The following is a 16,316-nucleotide window of genomic DNA, read 5'->3' as shown; positions in this document are numbered from 1 at the left end:
CCATTTCGACCATCCGCCCGTCACCGCTGTTAGTCCCGGGACGCGACAGCTATAATCTGCCGCTTTACTCTTTACCAAGACCTTAGCAAAGACCACTCCAGACCATGACTGAGTCCGTTCTTGATTACATGACCCGATTGGGTCGCGCTGCCCGCGAAGCTTCTCGCGTCATCGGCCGTGCCAGCACCGCGCAGAAAAACCGCGCCTTGCAGGCTGCTGCCAATGCGTTGGACGCCGCACGCGCCGAGCTGACGGCTGCCAATGAACTGGATCTGGCCGCTGGTCGCGCCAATGGTCTTGAGCCTGCATTGCTTGAACGTCTGGCACTGACCCCGGAACGCATCGACGGCATGATCGTCGGTTTGCGTCAGGTAGCGGCTCTGCCGGACCCGGTCGGCGCGATCCGCGACATGAGTTTTCGGCCGTCGGGCATTCAGGTCGGCAAGATGCGCGTGCCGTTGGGTGTGATCGGGATCATCTACGAATCCCGGCCCAACGTGACCATCGATGCCGCCAGCCTGTGCCTGAAGTCCGGCAACGCAACTATCCTGCGTGGCGGCTCCGAGGCGATTCATTCCAATCGTGCCATTGCCGCCTGCATCCAGCGCGGTCTGGCCGAAGCCGATTTGCCTGCCGCCGTGGTGCAAGTGGTCGAAACCACTGACCGCGCCGCCGTTGGCGCGCTGATCACCATGCCTGAATACGTCGACGTTATCGTGCCCCGTGGCGGTCGTGGCCTGATCGAGCGCGTCAGCCGTGACGCCCGCGTGCCGGTTATCAAGCATCTGGACGGCATCTGTCACGTTTACGTCAGTGCTCACGCCGACCTGCCGAAAGCCCAGCGTATCGCGTTCAACGCCAAGACTTACCGCTACGGTATCTGCGGTGCCATGGAAACCCTGCTGGTGGACCAATCGGTCGCCAAGGATTTCCTGCCATCGATGGCTGCACAGTTCCGCGAAAAAGGCGTCGAGCTGCGCGGCTGCGAACGCACCCGGGCGATCATCGAGGCGGTTGTCGCCAGCGAAGAGGACTGGAACACCGAATACCTGGCGCCGATTCTTTCGATCCGCGTGGTCGACGGGCTGGACCAGGCCATCGAGCACATTAATAAGTACGGCTCCCATCACACCGATTCGATCGTCAGCGAAAACCTGGCCGACACCCGGCGTTTCGTGGCCGAAGTCGATTCGTCTTCGGTGATGATCAATACGCCGACGTGCTTTGCCGATGGCTTCGAATACGGATTGGGTGCCGAGATTGGCATTTCTACTGATAAGCTGCACGCCCGCGGCCCGGTGGGCCTCGAAGGTCTGACCTGCGAGAAGTACATCGTGGTCGGTGATGGCCAGTTGCGCGGCCAGGCGTCGGACTGACTTGGGCGACCTCGATCTGTCAGCCCCGGTAACCGCCAGCGAGCCTGCGCCTCGACGCATTGGCATGTTGGGCGGGACCTTCGATCCGGTGCACATCGGCCATTTGCGCGGTGCGCTGGAAGTCGCCGAATCGCTGGCGCTCGATGAGCTGCGTCTGACGCCCAGTGCCAGACCGCCTCATCGCGGTACGCCGCAGGTATCGGCGAAAGACCGTCTGGCGATGGTCGAGTGCGCGGTGGCCGGTGTGGCACCGCTGGTGGTGGACGCCCGCGAATTGCAGCGGGACAAACCGTCCTACACTATCGACACCCTGGAGCTGATGCGCGCCGAACTGGCCGCCGAAGACCAGGTTTTTCTACTTTTGGGCTGGGACGCATTTTGCGGCCTGCCCACTTGGCACCGCTGGGAAGAGTTGCTCCAGCATTGCCACATCCTGGTGCTGCAACGCCCGGATGCCGACAGCGAACCGCCGGATGCCTTGCGCAATCTGTTGGCGGCACGCTCGGTGAGCGACCCGCTGGCCCTCAAAGGGCCGAGCGGACAGATTGCATTCGTCTGGCAGACACCGCTCGCGGTATCCGCCACCCAGATCCGTCAACTGCTGGCCAGCGGTAAGTCGGTACGTTTCCTGGTGCCCGACGCGGTCCTGGCCTACATCGATGCGCACGGTCTCTACCGTGCGTCGAACTGAAAAAGGGAGCGCTTCAAAACACGTGAACGCGTGTACCGAAGCGCCCGAACATACGAGCAAAACGAGTTTTATATGACTGACAAAGACGTAACTAAAGTAAAGCGCAAAGGCACGTTCAAGAGCGCCCCACTGCCAGTAGAAGTTCCAACCGGCCCCGAGCTGCGCGGCGAAGAGCTGGTCAAGGTTGCCGTAGCGGCCCTGGAAGACGTCAAGGGCCAGGACATTCAGGTGATCGACGTTCGTGAAAAGCAGAGCATCACTGACTTCATGATCATCGCCACCGGTACGTCCAACCGCCAGATCGGCGCGATGCTGGACAAGGTCCGCGAAGCGGTCAAGGCCCAGGGCGTCAAGCCGCTGGGTGAAGAAGGCAAGGGCGACAGTGACTGGGTCCTGCTGGATATGGATGATGTCATCGTGCACATGATGACCGCTTCGGCTCGTCAGTTTTACGACCTGGAGCGTCTGTGGTCCGGTGCAGAGCAGAGCCGTGCCCTGAACGCGGCTCACCACAGCCCGGAAAACACCCATGAGCACTTCGTCAAGCTCAACAAAGACCAGCAATAAGGGACCGCTGTGCGACTGCGACTGATCGCCGTCGGTTCACGCATGCCCAAATGGGTGGAAGAAGGCTGGCATGAATATGCCAAGCGTCTTCCGTCCGAGCTGGCGCTGGAACTGGTGGAAATACCGCTCAACACCCGTGGCAAGAACGCCGACGTGGCGCGCTTCATCCGTCAGGAAGGCGAAGCCATGCTGGCGAAGGTCGGGCCGAACGAGCGCGTTGTCACCCTCGAAGTCCACGGCAAGCCCTGGAGCACCGAGCAGCTGGCGGTCGAGCTCGATCGCTGGCGGCTGGACTCGCGCACGGTGAACTTCATGGTCGGCGGCCCCGAAGGGCTGGCGCCGGAAGTCTGTGCCCGGGCCGATCAGCGCTGGTCGCTCTCGCCGTTGACGTTGCCGCACCCCCTGGTGCGAATCCTGATCGGCGAACAGCTGTATCGTGCCTGGACAGTCCTGTCCGGCCACCCTTACCACAAGTAGTTCTGCCCTCATGCCCCAGCCGATCCGCATCAAGGACCACGAAAAAGACGCCCGTCTGGTGCGTGGCCGCGTCGTGTTCGGGGCCATTGCGGTGGTGGCGCTGATCTGTGTGCTGATCGCGCGGCTGTATTTCCTCCAGGTGATTCAGTACGAGTACCACTCGACCCTGTCGGAAAACAACCGTGTCCATGTGCAGCCGATTCCACCGACTCGCGGGTTGATCTTTGATCGCAATGGCGTGGTGGTGGCCGATAACCGGCCCAGCTTCAGTTTGAGCATGACCCGTGAGCGCTCCGGCGACTGGCAGCAAGTGCTCGACGTCATTGTCGAAGTGCTGGAACTGACGCCTGAAGACCGGGTGATCTTCGAGAAACGCATGCGCCAGGGGCGTCGGCCGTTCGAGCCGGTGCCGATCCTGTTCGAGCTGAGCGAAGAGCAGATCGCCCGCATCGCGGTGAATCAGTTCCGTCTGCCGGGGGTGGAAGTGGTCGCGCAGCTGGTGCGTCACTACCCGCAGGGCCCGCACTTTGCGCACTCGGTGGGTTACATGGGGCGGATCAACGAAAAAGAGCTGAAGTCGCTCGATCCGGTCAATTACAGCGGCACCCACCACATCGGCAAAACCGGCATCGAGCGCTTCTACGAGCCCGAACTGCACGGCCAGGTGGGTTACGAAGAAGTCGAGACCAATGCTCGAGGCCGCGTATTGCGCGTGCTCAAGCGTACCGATCCGATTCCCGGCAAGGACATCGTCCTGAGCCTGGACATCAAATTGCAGGAAGCGGCCGAAGCTGCGCTCGGCGGTCGTCGTGGTGCGGTGGTAGCGCTGGACCCGAAAACCGGCGAAGTGCTGGCGATGGTCAGCGCGCCAAGTTTCGATCCCAACCTGTTCGTTACCGGCATCAGCTTCAAGGCTTATGCCGAGTTGCGCGATTCCATCGACCGGCCACTGTTCAACCGCGTGCTGCGCGGCCTGTACCCGCCGGGTTCGACCATCAAACCGGCGGTGGCGATTGCCGGCCTGGATGCTGGCGTCGTGACTGCGTCGAGTCGGGTGTATGACCCCGGCTATTACCAGTTGCCCAACTACGATCACAAATACCGTAACTGGAACCGTACCGGTGACGGCTACGTCGATCTGGACACGGCGATCATGCGGTCCAACGATACCTACTTCTACGACCTGGCCCACAAACTGGGAATCGATCGGTTGTCGGCCTATATGGGCAAGTTCGGCATCGGCCAGAAGGTTTCGCTGGACATGTTCGAAGAGTCGCCGGGGCTGATGCCTACTCGTGAATGGAAGCGCGCGACCCGGCGTCAGGCCTGGTACCCAGGCGAAACGCTGATTCTCGGGATCGGCCAGGGCTATATGCAGTCCACTCCGTTGCAGTTGGCCCAGGCCACGGCGCTGGTGGCCAACAAGGGGGTGTGGAATCGCCCGCATTTGGCCAAGACCCTCGAAGGTGCGAAGCCAGTGGACGAAAATCCGATGCCTGACATCATCCTGCGTGACCCGTCCGACTGGACCAAGGTCAACCACGGCATGCAGCAAGTAATGCACGGTGCCCGGGGCACGGCACGCAAAGCGGCGATCGGTGCGCAGTACCGCATCGCGGGCAAAAGTGGTACGGCTCAGGTCGTTGCGATCAAGCAGGGCGAGAAGTACGACCGCTCCAAGGTTCAGGAGCGCCATCGCGACCACGCCTTGTTCGTCGGCTTCGCACCGGCCGACAACCCGCAAATCGTGGTGTCGGTGATGGTCGAGAACGGTGAGTCCGGTTCCGGCGTCGCCGCGCCCGTGGTGCGCCAGATCATGGACGCCTGGCTTCTGGACCAGGACGGTCGGTTGAAGGCCGAGTACGCCAGCCCTATCAGTGCGGAGGCTACGGCCCGTGAAGAGTAATTTCGATCGCATCCTCTCCAGCGAGGATGTGATGCGTCGCCGCGCGACGCTGTTGCAGCGCATGCACATTGACGGTCCGTTGCTGATCCTGTTGCTGACCCTCGCCGCCGGCAGCCTGTTCGTGCTGTATTCGGCCAGCGGCAAGAGCTGGGATCTGCTGGCCAAGCAAGCCACTTCGTTCGGCATCGGTCTGGTATCGATGATCGTCATCGCCCAATTCGAACCGCGCTTCATGGCCCGTTGGGTGCCAGTGGGGTATGTGATCGGTGTGCTGTTGCTGGTGGTGGTGGACGTCATGGGCCACAACGCCATGGGCGCCACACGCTGGATCAACATTCCCGGGGTGATCCGCTTCCAGCCTTCGGAATTCATGAAGATCCTGATGCCGGCGACCATCGCCTGGTACCTGTCCAAGCGCACCTTGCCGCCGCAGCTCAAGCATGTGGGCGTCAGTCTGTTTCTGATTGGCTTGCCGTTTATCCTGATCGTGCGTCAGCCGGACCTCGGCACTTCGCTGCTGATCCTCGCCGGTGGCGCGTTCGTTCTGTTCATGGGCGGCCTGCGCTGGCGCTGGATCCTCAGCGTGCTCGCTGCTGCTGTGCCGGTGGCTGTCGCCATGTGGTACTTCGTCATGCACGATTACCAGAAGCAGCGAGTCCTGACCTTCCTCGATCCCGAAAGCGATCCGCTGGGCACCGGCTGGAACATCATTCAGTCGAAAGCGGCCATCGGTTCCGGCGGTGTGTTCGGCAAGGGCTGGCTGCTTGGCACCCAGTCGCACCTGGATTTCCTGCCGGAAAGCCACACCGACTTCATCATTGCGGTCATGGGCGAAGAATTCGGCCTGGTGGGCATCTGCGCACTGTTGCTGATCTACCTGCTGTTGATCGGTCGCGGACTGGTGATTACCGCCCAGGCCCAGACATTGTTCGGTAAATTGCTCGCGGGCAGCCTGACCATGACGTTTTTTGTTTACGTTTTCGTCAACATCGGTATGGTCAGTGGCCTGTTGCCGGTTGTGGGGGTGCCGTTGCCGTTCATTAGCTACGGAGGAACTTCGCTGGTGACGCTGCTGTCAGCGTTTGGGGTTTTGATGTCGATCCATACCCATCGCAAGTGGATCGCTCAGGTTTGAATAAGGTGAAGATTTCAATGCAAGTAATGCGTGGCTGGGCGACTCGATATGCGCCGTGGGTCGGCCTGGTAAGCATCCTTGGCACAGCGCAGGGCGCGCTGGCCGGCGATTACGAAGGCTCACCGCAGGTGGCCGAATTCGTCGGTGAAATGACCCGCGACTACGGTTTTGCCGGTGAGCAGCTGATGGGCGTGTTCCGCGAAGCCGAGCGCAAGCAGTCGATCCTGGACGCGATCTCGAAACCCGCCGAGCGGGTCAAGCAGTGGAACGAATACCGTCCGATGTTCATCACCGACGCGCGCATTGCCCGTGGTGTCGACTTCTGGCGTCAGCACGAAGCGGTACTGGCCCGTGCCGAGCAGGAATACGGCGTGCCGGCGCAGGTCATCGTCTCCATCATCGGCGTCGAGACCTTTTTCGGCCGCAATACCGGCAATTTCCGGGTAATCGACGCCTTGTCGACCCTGGGTTTCGACTATCCTCCCCGTGCCGAATTTTTCCGCAAGGAATTGCGTGAGTTCCTATTGCTCGCCCGGGAAGAGCAGGTCGATCCGCTGACGCTCAAAGGCTCTTACGCGGGCGCCATGGGTTTGCCACAGTTCATGCCGAGCAGCTTTCGCGCCTACGCGGTGGACTTCGACGGTGACGGCCACATAAATATCTGGACCAATCCGGACGATGCCATCGGCAGCGTCGCCAGTTATTTCAAGCGTCACGGCTGGGTTGCCGGCGAACCGGTGGTCGGCCGCGCCGATGTGCGTGGCGATCAGGTGGACGAAGGTTTGACCACGGGCATCGAGCCGACTAAAACGGTTGGGGAGTTGCGGGCGCTGGGGTGGGCAAGTCATGATGCGCTGCGCGATGATATGCCGGTTACGGCGTTCCGCCTGGAAGGTGACAATGGCCCTGAATACTGGATGGGCCTGACGAATTTTTACGCAATCACGCGTTATAACCGCAGCGTGATGTACGCCATGGCCGTACATCAACTGTCTGAACAGCTGGTCCAAGCACGGGGCGTCAAGTAATGCGGGCATTGCCTATGAATAAACCCCTGAAGCTGATGGCATTCGCCGCGTTGGCGATGCTGGTCGCCAGTTGCTCGACCAGCCGCGCGCCTGCTCAGAAATCTGCGACCGCCGTTCGTTCGGCACCTGGCCTGGATATCAACCGGGCGCACAAGGATGGCGCACCCTGGTGGGATGTCGACGTATCGCGTATCCCGGATGCCACGCCAACCCTGCACAGCGGGCCCTATAAAGCCAACCCGTACACCGTGCTGGGCAAGACTTACTTCCCGATGCAAGAATCCAAGACCTACGTGGCCTCGGGCACGGCGTCCTGGTATGGCACCAAATTCCACGGTCAGAACACCGCCAATGGCGAGGTCTACGACCTGTACGGCATGAGTGCTGCGCACAAGACCTTGCCACTGCCGAGTTACGTTCGGGTGACCAACCTGGACAACAACAAGAGCGTAGTCCTGCGGGTCAACGACCGCGGGCCGTTCTACTCGGACCGAATCATCGATTTGTCCTACGCAGCGGCCAAGAAACTCGGTTATGCCGAAACCGGCACCGCGCGGGTCAAGGTCGAAGGCATCGACCCGCAGCAATGGTGGGCCGCCAAAGGGCGCCCGGCGCCTTTGATGCTCAACGAGCCGAAAGTCGCACAAAATAGCGCGCCGGTGATTACGGCTTCGGCCGGTACCGTCGAACAATGGACGCCTCCGCCGCAGCAGCACGCCGCGGCCGTTGTGCCTTCGCCGATCGATGCAAAAAAAAACGCTTCTGTACCAGCCTCTGGCCAGTATCTGCAGGTGGGCGCGTTCGCCAACCCGGACGCTGCAGAACTCCTGAGATCGAAGCTCAGCGGGATGGTGAGCGCTCCGGTGTTCATCAGTTCGATCGTGCGCAATCAACAGACCCTGCATCGGGTGCGCCTGGGGCCGATCGGCTCGCCGGGTGAAATCCAGCAAGTGCAGAACAGTGTGCGCCTGGCCAATCTCGGTTCGCCGAGCCTGGTCACTGCCGAATAATACGTAGTACTTGATTGACGGTTCGCTTGCGGTTTGGGGGGTGGACCTGGTTGTTGGCTCGTTGAAGAACAAAAGCCCGGCAAGGGTTCAGAGTGAACAACTGAACACGCGACAGCTTTTTAGAGAGCTGTCTGATTAGTTTTGCCCCTTAGGGCAGTTTCCATTAGCGATTTCGAGAGACGGATGAACATCACCACCTTTGCCAAACGCCTGTGCCTGCTAGTCCCGCTGCTCCTCTCGCCTGCCGCTTTCGCGGTCGAGATGATGCCGTCGCCACCGCAACTGGCCGCCAAAGCCTATGTACTCATGGATGCCAGCAGCGGCAACGTGCTGGTGGAGAACAACGGTGACCAGCGTCTGCCTCCGGCCAGCCTGACCAAGCTGATGACCGCGTACATCGCGACCCTGGAAATCCGTCGTGGTCAGATTGGCGAAAACGACCCGGTGACCGTCAGCGAAAACGCCTGGCGTACCGGCGGTTCGCGGATGTTCATCAAGGTCGGCTCGCAAGTCACGGTCAGCGACCTGCTGCACGGCATCATCATTCAGTCGGGTAACGACGCCAGCGTTGCGCTCGCCGAGCACATCGCCGGCAGCGAAGACGCCTTCGCCGACATGATGAACAAAACCGTGGCCGACCTGGGCATGACCAACAGCCACTTCATGAACCCGACCGGTCTGCCGAACCCTGAGCACTACTCGTCGGCTCACGACATGGCCGTGCTGGCTCGCGCAATCATCCACGAAGACCCGGCTCACTACGCGATCTACTCGCAGAAAGAGTTCTTCTGGAACGGTATCAAGCAACCTAACCGTAACCTGCTGCTGTGGCGCGACAAGACGGTCGATGGCTTGAAAACCGGTCACACCGACGAAGCCGGCTACTGCATGGTGTCTTCGGCAGTACGTGATGGCATGCGCCTGATCGCTGTGGTGTTCGGCACCAACAGTGAAGTGGCTCGCGCTTCCGAAACCCAGAAGCTGCTGACCTACGGTTTCCGCTTCTTCGAAACCCAGACCTTCTATCAGAAAGGCGCTGAGCTGGCTCAGGCTCCTGTCTGGAAAGGCACCACCAATCAAGTCAAGGCCGGCCTGGCTCAAGACCTGACCATGACCCTGCCAAAAGGCCAGCTGAAAAAGCTCGCCGCGAGCATGACCATGAACCCGCAACTGATTGCACCCATCGCCAAGGGCGACGTAATCGGTAAAGTCGAAGTGAAGCTGGACGACAAAGTGGTGCATAGCGCTGACCTGATCGCTCTGGACGCAGTCGACGAGGGTGGTATCTTCCGCCGCATGTGGGATAGCATCCGTCTATTCTTCTACGGCTTGTTCAACTGAATTAGTGTGGACCTGCATGGCCCTGTTCCAATCCGGAACGGGGCCATGTCCGTTGCCACGGCTTACGAGGCCGTTACGCCATGACAGACACCGAAGTAAAGGCGCCAAAAATCGAATTCCCCTGCGCGGATTACCCGATCAAGGTAATCGGCGACACCGGCGTGGGTTTCAAGGACAAGATCATCGCGATCCTTGAGAAACACGCGACCGTTGATCACGACACCTTTGCCGAACGGCAGAGCACCAACGGCAAGTACACGACCATCCAGCTGCACATCATCGCCACCGGCCAGGAACAGCTGTACGACATTAACAGCGAGTTGCGGGCTACCGGTTTCGTGCACATGGTGCTGTGATGTCGGGCACGCTGGGCTTTCGTGAGCTTGGCCAGATGGCTTACGAGCCGGTCTGGCATGCCATGCAACGCTTCACCAACGAACGTGGCAGCGATGCCGCGGACGAGATCTGGCTGGTCGAGCACCCACCGGTGTTCACCCAGGGGCAGGCCGGCAAGGCTGAGCATTTGTTGCTGCCGGGAGATATTCCGGTCGTGAAGGTCGATCGCGGTGGCCAGGTGACTTATCACGGTCCCGGCCAATTGGTGGCCTACCTGTTGCTCGATGTACGCAAGCTGGGTTTCGGCGTGCGTGACCTGGTCAGCCGCATGGAGCAATGCCTGATCGAATTGCTGGCCAGCTACGGCGTCACCGCCGTGGCCAAGCCGGATGCCCCGGGTGTCTACGTCAATGGGGCGAAAATCGCTTCTCTGGGTCTGCGGATCCGCCACGGTTGCTCCTTTCATGGCCTGGCCTTGAACGTGGATATGAACCTGGAACCGTTTCGACGGATTAATCCCTGCGGCTACGCCGGGCTGGCGATGACCCAGCTGAGCGATCACGCAGGATCGATTGAATTTGCCGAGGTAAGTGCCCGGCTGCGCGCGCAGCTCGTCAAACACCTCGACTATGCTGAGCAGACGACCCTAACGGGCGGAATCGACTGATATGACTACTGATGCAGTGCAAACCATGATCCCGACGCTGGATGTCACCGAGCGTCCGGCCCCGCGTGCCAAGGTTGAAGCCGGCGTGAAGCTGCGCGGCGCCGAGAAGGTTGCACGTATCCCGGTGAAGATCATTCCGACCACCGAACTGCCAAAGAAACCTGACTGGATTCGCGTGCGTATCCCGGTTTCCCCGGAAGTCGACCGCATCAAGGCCCTGCTGCGCAAACACAAGCTGCACAGCGTGTGCGAAGAGGCGTCCTGCCCGAACCTGGGCGAATGCTTCTCCGGCGGCACCGCGACCTTCATGATCATGGGTGACATCTGCACCCGTCGCTGCCCGTTCTGCGACGTTGGCCACGGTCGTCCGAAGCCACTGGACGTCAACGAGCCGGAAAGCCTGGCCATCGCCATCGCCGACCTGAAACTCAAATACGTGGTGATCACCTCGGTAGACCGCGACGACCTGCGTGACGGCGGTGCCCAGCACTTTGCCGACTGCATCCGCGAGATCCGCAAGCTGTCGCCGAACGTGCAGCTCGAGACCTTGGTCCCGGACTACCGTGGCCGCATGGACGTTGCGTTGGAAATCACTGCTGCCGAGCCGCCAGATGTGTTCAACCACAACCTGGAAACCGTGCCGCGCCTGTACAAGGCCGCGCGTCCGGGTTCGGATTACCAGTGGTCGCTGACCCTGCTGCAACGCTTCAAGCAGATGATGCCGCACATTCCGACCAAGTCCGGCCTGATGCTGGGTCTTGGCGAAACCGACGAAGAAGTGATCGAAGTCATGAAGCGCATGCGCGAGCACGACATCGACATGCTGACCCTGGGCCAGTACCTGCAGCCGTCCCGCAGCCATTTGCCGGTCCAGCGTTTCGTGCACCCGGACGTGTTCGCCTGGTTCGCCGAAGAAGGTTACAAAATGGGCTTCAAGAACGTCGCTTCCGGCCCGCTGGTACGTTCCTCGTACCACGCTGACGAACAGGCGAAACTGGTTAAAGCCGAGCTGATGTCGTCCTGATCGGTTGCCAGACATGAAAAACGCCCGCAGGCCTTCAGCCTCGCGGGCGTTTTTTTGCCTGCCCACCGCAATGACAGACTTTTCCTGCAACTTTCGGTGCGACGGACCCTCTTCTGTTTGTCCCCGTTCCTGACTACTGTGTGCTTGACGCATTCACGCAGGGAGATTCATGGATGACCGTTCTACCGAACCATACCCTTTGTCCACATGCCCCCGTACCGGCCTTGCCGCCTGCCGGGCTGATCGGCGTGATCGCGCCTGCCGGCCCTGCGGCACTGAACACTGATAAAGCCATTGCCTGGATGCGCACTCGCGGCTATTCGCTGCGGGTATTTCCCGGCGTTTATGAGCAAGAGGGTTATCTGGCCGGCAGCGATGATGTGCGGCTCAACGACTTGCATGACGCGTTCGCCGACAGCGACGTCGATGCCATTATCTGTCTGCGTGGCGGTTACGGTACGCCGCGTTTGCTCGATCGCATCGACTTTGAGCTGCTGCGCAAGAATGCCAAGCCGTTCATCGGCTACAGCGACGTCACTGCGCTGCACTTGGCCATCAGTCGTCATGCCGGGTTTGTGACCTTCCATGGCCCGATGCTCAACGCGGACCTGCTGGGTGACAAACAGCAACCCACCGAATTCTCGTTTTTCAACATGCTGCGCGGGCAGGTGAAGGCGGGCAGTGTGCTTTCACACCCGGTGGCCTGGCCGTTGACCACCATCGAGCCCGGTATCGCTCACGGGCGCTTGCTGGGGGGCAATCTGTCGATGATCGCCGCAACCATGGGCACGCCGTACGAGATCGATGCCGAGGGCGTCATCCTGTTCATCGAGGACATTAACGAGCCGCTGTATCGCATCGACCGGCTGCTGACTCATTTGCGACTGGCCGGCACGCTGCACAAGCTGCGTGGGGTTTTGGTGGGGGATGTGGCGGGGGTCGATACGGTTTCTCTGGAGCGCTTGCTCAAGCAGACCTTTGCACCTTTGCGGATACCGGTGTTGGCAGGGTGGCGTAGCGGGCATTGTGATCCGAACCTGACGTTGCCGATGGGCGCGCTGGTCAGATTGGATGCGGGGGAAAAGGTGTTGGTGTTGGAGCAGGATGTGGTTGTCAGGCGCTAGAGTGTTGTCGCCTGTTAGTCAGTCATCGCGGGCAAGCCATGCTCTTACAGGGTTTATGACGACCCAACGTAGGCGCATGGCTTGCCCGCGATGCTTTTAGCGGTTACGCAGGCCTTCGAGCAACTTGTGCGTCGGATACCCATCCGCCGGCCAGCCAAACGACTGCTGGGCGCTGCGGATCGCCTTGCGGGTATTGGCGCCGATAATCCCGTCGGCGTTGCCCGCGTCGTAGTTCTGGGCACTCAACAGGCTTTGCAGTTCGATCCGCTCGGTACGGCTCAGCGGCAAATCATCTTTGGGCCACGTGCCGTCGATCAGGCCGGCGCCGTTGAAACGCTCGGACAACAAGCTAACGGCCAAGGCGTAGGACGACGAGTTGTTGTACTTGAGGATCGCGCGGAAGTTATCGAGGACCAGGAACGCCGGGCCGCGGTAACCGGCCGGCAGCAGCAGGGCGGCTGACAGGTGTTCGGAACCTGCCGGAACCTGGCCGCCGTTGGGCAGGGTGACGCCCAGTTGCTGCCATTCGGCGACGCTCTTGCGAATCGTGCCATCGGCCAGGATGTAGTTGAAACTGCCTGGCAACTGCACTTCAAAGCCCCACGGCTGGCCTTTCTGCCAGCCTGAGCTTTGCAGGTAGTGTGCCGTCGAGGCCAGCGCGTCGGCCGGGCTGCCCCAGATGTCGCGGCGACCATCGCCATCGAAGTCTACGGCGTGGGTGTTGTAGGTGGTCGGGATGAACTGGGTCTGGCCCATGGCGCCAGCCCAGGAGCCGAGCATTTTCTCGGGCGCGATATCGCCCTGTTGCAGGATCTGCAGGGCGGCGATCAGTTGCGCGTGGGCAAACCCGGGACGCCGACCTTCATAGGCCAGGGTCGCCAGGGAATTGATCACCGACTTGTTGCCCTGGAACTGCCCGAAGTTACTTTCCATGCCCCATACCGAGACCAGTGCCTGGCGATCGACGCCGTAGCGCTGTTCGATGCTTTGCAGGATGTCGGCGTACTGGCTGACCAGCGCCTGGCCTTTGTGTACCCGCAGCGGCGAAAGGGCGCCGTCGAGGTATTCCCAAACCGGACGGGAAAATTCCGGCTGGCTGCGGTCGGCACGGATCACGCTGGAGTCGAGGCTGACATTAGCGAAGGCGCGGTCGAACAGATCGGCGCGGATGCCGGCGGCCAGAGCGTCCTTGCGGAAACCCGCCTGCCATTCGGCGAAGGTCTGGGTGGGCTGGATATCGAGGTTTTCACCGGTCGGCACCACGGGCGGAATGACCGCAGGGGCTGTCGCGACAGGGAGGGTCTGAAGCGGCTTGGCGTCGGCTGCGGTGGGTTTTTCCGCGCAGGCGACTAGCAAAATGAGGCTGGAGGCAGCTATCAGTTGGCGCACAGGCCAACGACGGGAAATACAAAAGGGCATGCACGGGTCCAGGGAGTACGAATCAGGTGCAGACCTTAACATGTTGAGCGAGCGCTTGCCTTTCAGGCCGCCAGAAAGTAAGAAGCCTCCCAGCTATTAGACTGGAAGGCTTCGCGGCGGTAGCTGCCTTTGCCCTTGCCGGCTCGTTCCTGACGGCTGCGGAACAGTGGCTGGGCGATGATGGATTTGGCCTTGTTGGGGCCACGTTTAGATGGCTTTTTGCTCATGATCGGATCTCTCGATTGAGTGGGTTTTGCGGGGGAAATAATCTGCCGAAGTTGAGATTCTGTCTATAGGGCAAATGGATGTGAGTAGCGTAGGAAACCTCTGTAGCAGCTGGCGAAGCCTGCGTTCGGCTGCGCAGCAGTCGTAAAATCGGACAGCGCGGTGTGCCAGGATGATCCGGAACTCAGTATTGACGACTGCTGCGCAGCCGAACGCAGGCTTCGCCAACTGCTACAGAGGGCGTGTTTACTCGGCAGGCAAGGTCAGGCGTTGGCCGGCCATCAACAACGACAATCGACTAAGGCTCATCCATGGCGAGCCTGCAGCCTGGCCTTTGATTTGCGCATCGATGCGCTGAGCTTCCAGCAATAGCTGCGCCCAGCGTTGCGCCGAGTAGCGTTGCAAGGCTTTGCTCATCAGTGGCTTGCGTTTGTCCCAGACCGGCGGTCGGGCGGAGCTGAAGGCTTTGTCCAGTGGCACGCCCTGGCTGTACTGCAGCGACAGGTTGGCCAACAGACGCAGTTCCCGGGCCAGCGCCCAGAGGATCACTGGTGGCTCAACGCCTTCGCCGCGCAGCCCTTCAAGCATGCGCAGGGCATGAGCGGCTTCGCCGTTAAGAATCGCGTCGGTCAGGCCAAAGACATCGAAGCGCGCACTGTCGGCCACCGCCGCTTGCACGGTTTCGACGGTGATCTGGCCACCTTCGGCCATCAGCTTGAGCTTTTCGATTTCCTGGGCCGCCGCCAGCAGGTTGCCCTCGACCCGTGCGGCGATCAGTTCGACGGCGTCCTGGCTGGCGGAAAGCCCTGCCTGGGACAACCGTTGACGGATCCAGCTCGGCAACTGGTTGGTCTCTATCGGCCAGATTTGCACGAACTGGGTCTGTTGACCTTCGATCAGCGCCTTGCCCCACTTGGTTTTCTGCGCGCTGCCATCGAGTTTCGGCAGGCTGATCAGCAACACCGTGTCTTCGGCGGGCCGTGAGCAGTACTCGATAAACGCGGCAGCGCCTTTGTCACCGGGTTTGCCGGACGGCAGACGCAGTTCCAGCAGGCGCTTTTCGGCGAACAGCGACATGCTCGCGCCGGCTTGCAGCAACGTTCCCCAGTCGAAACTGGCGTCGGCGGCGAAGACCTGGCGTTCGTCGAATCCCTGTTGGCGGGCGGCGGCACGAATGGCGTCGGCGGCTTCCTGACACAGCAGTGGGTCATCGCCACTGATGATGTAGACCGGCGCGAGTGCACCTTGCAGGTGTTTGGCGAGTTGGGCGGGGGCGAGTTTCATAGGCGAGGGCTAACGGGGCGCCTGAGCGCCCCGTAAGTCTTACTGCTGCGGCAGTTCGATTGGCGACTGGCGTGGCGTTTGCGCTTCAACCTTCTGCGCCGCTTCCAGTGCATCGGCCTCAGCCTTGGCTTTGGCGTTGGCGGTCTGTTGCATCTGGTCCAGCTGAGCAGGCGTGAGCTGTTGCAGACGCAGCATCATCCGTTGGACCAGTTCACGACGGGTTTCCTTGCGGGCGTCGTTGGCTTCCTGGTCGGAACCCACCAGGTTGCTGCCGTCGTGGATAAAGATTTTTTGCACTTCGAGCTTGTCGCTCAGCAGCGGCAGGTTGCTCTCGCCACGGATGTCGTAGCTCAGCAAGGTGCTTACCTGGTACTCGCCAGTACGACCGGCACCTGCGTAGCTGAGGATGCGCTGGCTTTCCTGCTCATCAGTCAGCACCAGTTTGTAAGGTGCACCGCTGTAGACCTTGACGCCGCTGCTTTCCAGCACTTGACGCAGTTGCGTCACGATTTCGCCGTAAGCGTTACGGGCACTCAGGTCGAGTTCCTTGATCGCCAGTTCATTGGTGCCGGTGCCGCGCAGCTGGAAACCGCAGGCGCTCAACAGGACCGCAAGGCCCATCACCAGCAAATTGCGTTTGATCATCTTGTTGCTCCCCTTGAAACCATGTGGGCCGATCATGCGGCCCGAAAGGTTTTACTCGGCG

Annotated in this window: 17 protein-coding genes; 13 read left to right on the top strand and 4 right to left on the bottom strand. The window is 60.8% G+C overall.

The window, feature by feature from the left end; genetic code table 11:
* Positions 1 to 104 precede the first annotated feature (104 nt).
* The 13 genes from BLW70_RS01570 to BLW70_RS01510 all read left to right on the top strand — a co-directional run bounded on the left by BLW70_RS01570 (position 105) and on the right by BLW70_RS01510 (position 12,682).
* Positions 105 to 1,376 (top strand): glutamate-5-semialdehyde dehydrogenase, encoded by a 1,272-nt coding sequence (locus BLW70_RS01570; RefSeq protein ID WP_074871197.1) that lies wholly within the window; start codon positions 105 to 107, stop codon positions 1,374 to 1,376.
* A gap of 1 nt (position 1,377) precedes the next feature.
* Positions 1,378 to 2,067: a nicotinate-nucleotide adenylyltransferase gene (gene nadD, locus BLW70_RS01565; protein ID WP_256581142.1), complete on the top strand. Its 690-nt coding sequence runs from the start codon at positions 1,378 to 1,380 to the stop codon at positions 2,065 to 2,067.
* 72 nt (positions 2,068 to 2,139) lie between these two features.
* Positions 2,140 to 2,634 (top strand): ribosome silencing factor, encoded by a 495-nt coding sequence (gene rsfS, locus BLW70_RS01560; RefSeq protein WP_008152812.1) that lies wholly within the window; start codon positions 2,140 to 2,142, stop codon positions 2,632 to 2,634.
* Positions 2,635 to 2,643: 9 nt separating this feature from the next.
* Complete coding sequence (gene rlmH, locus BLW70_RS01555; protein WP_007937439.1) at positions 2,644 to 3,111, top strand: 23S rRNA (pseudouridine(1915)-N(3))-methyltransferase RlmH; 468 nt, start codon at positions 2,644 to 2,646, stop codon at positions 3,109 to 3,111.
* A gap of 10 nt (positions 3,112 to 3,121) precedes the next feature.
* Complete coding sequence (gene mrdA / locus BLW70_RS01550; RefSeq protein WP_074871193.1) at positions 3,122 to 5,017, top strand: penicillin-binding protein 2; 1,896 nt, start codon at positions 3,122 to 3,124, stop codon at positions 5,015 to 5,017.
* Positions 5,018 to 5,048: 31 nt separating this feature from the next.
* Positions 5,049 to 6,152, top strand: coding sequence for a rod shape-determining protein RodA (rodA, locus tag BLW70_RS01545; protein WP_074880374.1), 1,104 nt, complete (start codon positions 5,049 to 5,051; stop codon positions 6,150 to 6,152).
* 17 nt (positions 6,153 to 6,169) lie between these two features.
* A complete protein-coding gene (gene mltB / locus BLW70_RS01540) occupies positions 6,170 to 7,180 on the top strand; it encodes a lytic murein transglycosylase B (protein WP_074871191.1) in 1,011 nt (336 codons plus the stop codon).
* On the top strand, positions 7,180 to 8,190 hold the full coding sequence (locus tag BLW70_RS01535; protein WP_074871189.1) for a septal ring lytic transglycosylase RlpA family protein: 1,011 nt from the start codon (positions 7,180 to 7,182) through the stop codon (positions 8,188 to 8,190). The genes mltB and BLW70_RS01535 overlap by 1 nt, the downstream gene beginning before the upstream one ends.
* Positions 8,191 to 8,373: 183 nt before the next feature.
* Entirely contained in the window at positions 8,374 to 9,531 is a 1,158-nt protein-coding gene (locus tag BLW70_RS01530) for a D-alanyl-D-alanine carboxypeptidase family protein (protein WP_074871187.1), read from the top strand.
* Positions 9,532 to 9,611: 80 nt separating this feature from the next.
* Positions 9,612 to 9,887, top strand: a complete 276-nt coding sequence (locus BLW70_RS01525) for a DUF493 domain-containing protein (protein ID WP_074871185.1) — start codon at positions 9,612 to 9,614, stop codon at positions 9,885 to 9,887.
* The gene (gene lipB, locus BLW70_RS01520; RefSeq protein ID WP_008152829.1) at positions 9,887 to 10,534 is read left to right on the top strand and encodes a lipoyl(octanoyl) transferase LipB; all 648 of its coding nucleotides are present in this window, start codon (positions 9,887 to 9,889) and stop codon (positions 10,532 to 10,534) included. The genes BLW70_RS01525 and lipB overlap by 1 nt, the downstream gene beginning before the upstream one ends.
* 1 nt (position 10,535) lies before the next feature.
* Positions 10,536 to 11,558 carry a lipoyl synthase gene (gene lipA / locus BLW70_RS01515; protein ID WP_059402097.1) on the top strand — a complete coding sequence of 341 codons (1,023 nt, stop codon included), beginning with the start codon at positions 10,536 to 10,538 and terminating at the stop codon, positions 11,556 to 11,558.
* A 173-nt stretch (positions 11,559 to 11,731) separates the two neighbouring features.
* Positions 11,732 to 12,682: a S66 peptidase family protein gene (locus tag BLW70_RS01510; protein WP_074871183.1), complete on the top strand. Its 951-nt coding sequence runs from the start codon at positions 11,732 to 11,734 to the stop codon at positions 12,680 to 12,682.
* 96 nt (positions 12,683 to 12,778) lie between these two features.
* Here the strand turns inward: BLW70_RS01510 and BLW70_RS01505 are convergent, their stop codons facing one another.
* The 4 genes from BLW70_RS01505 to BLW70_RS01490 all read right to left on the bottom strand — a co-directional run bounded on the left by BLW70_RS01505 (position 12,779) and on the right by BLW70_RS01490 (position 16,255).
* Entirely contained in the window at positions 12,779 to 14,101 is a 1,323-nt protein-coding gene (locus tag BLW70_RS01505) for a lytic murein transglycosylase (RefSeq protein WP_074871181.1), read from the bottom strand.
* 62 nt (positions 14,102 to 14,163) lie between these two features.
* Positions 14,164 to 14,328, bottom strand: coding sequence for an alternative ribosome rescue factor ArfA (gene arfA / locus BLW70_RS01500; protein WP_047533707.1), 165 nt, complete (start codon positions 14,326 to 14,328; stop codon positions 14,164 to 14,166).
* A gap of 244 nt (positions 14,329 to 14,572) precedes the next feature.
* Positions 14,573 to 15,610 carry a DNA polymerase III subunit delta gene (holA, locus tag BLW70_RS01495; protein WP_074871179.1) on the bottom strand — a complete coding sequence of 346 codons (1,038 nt, stop codon included), beginning with the start codon at positions 15,608 to 15,610 and terminating at the stop codon, positions 14,573 to 14,575.
* A 39-nt stretch (positions 15,611 to 15,649) separates the two neighbouring features.
* Positions 15,650 to 16,255: an LPS-assembly lipoprotein LptE gene (locus BLW70_RS01490; protein ID WP_074880371.1), complete on the bottom strand. Its 606-nt coding sequence runs from the start codon at positions 16,253 to 16,255 to the stop codon at positions 15,650 to 15,652.
* Between the last annotated feature and the right edge of the window lie 61 nt (positions 16,256 to 16,316).

The organism is Pseudomonas frederiksbergensis (assembly GCF_900105495.1).
GTDB lineage: Bacteria > Pseudomonadota > Gammaproteobacteria > Pseudomonadales > Pseudomonadaceae > Aquipseudomonas > Aquipseudomonas frederiksbergensis.
The sequence above is the reverse complement of the archived record's forward strand: the minus strand, read 5'-3'. Positions and strand labels throughout refer to the sequence as shown.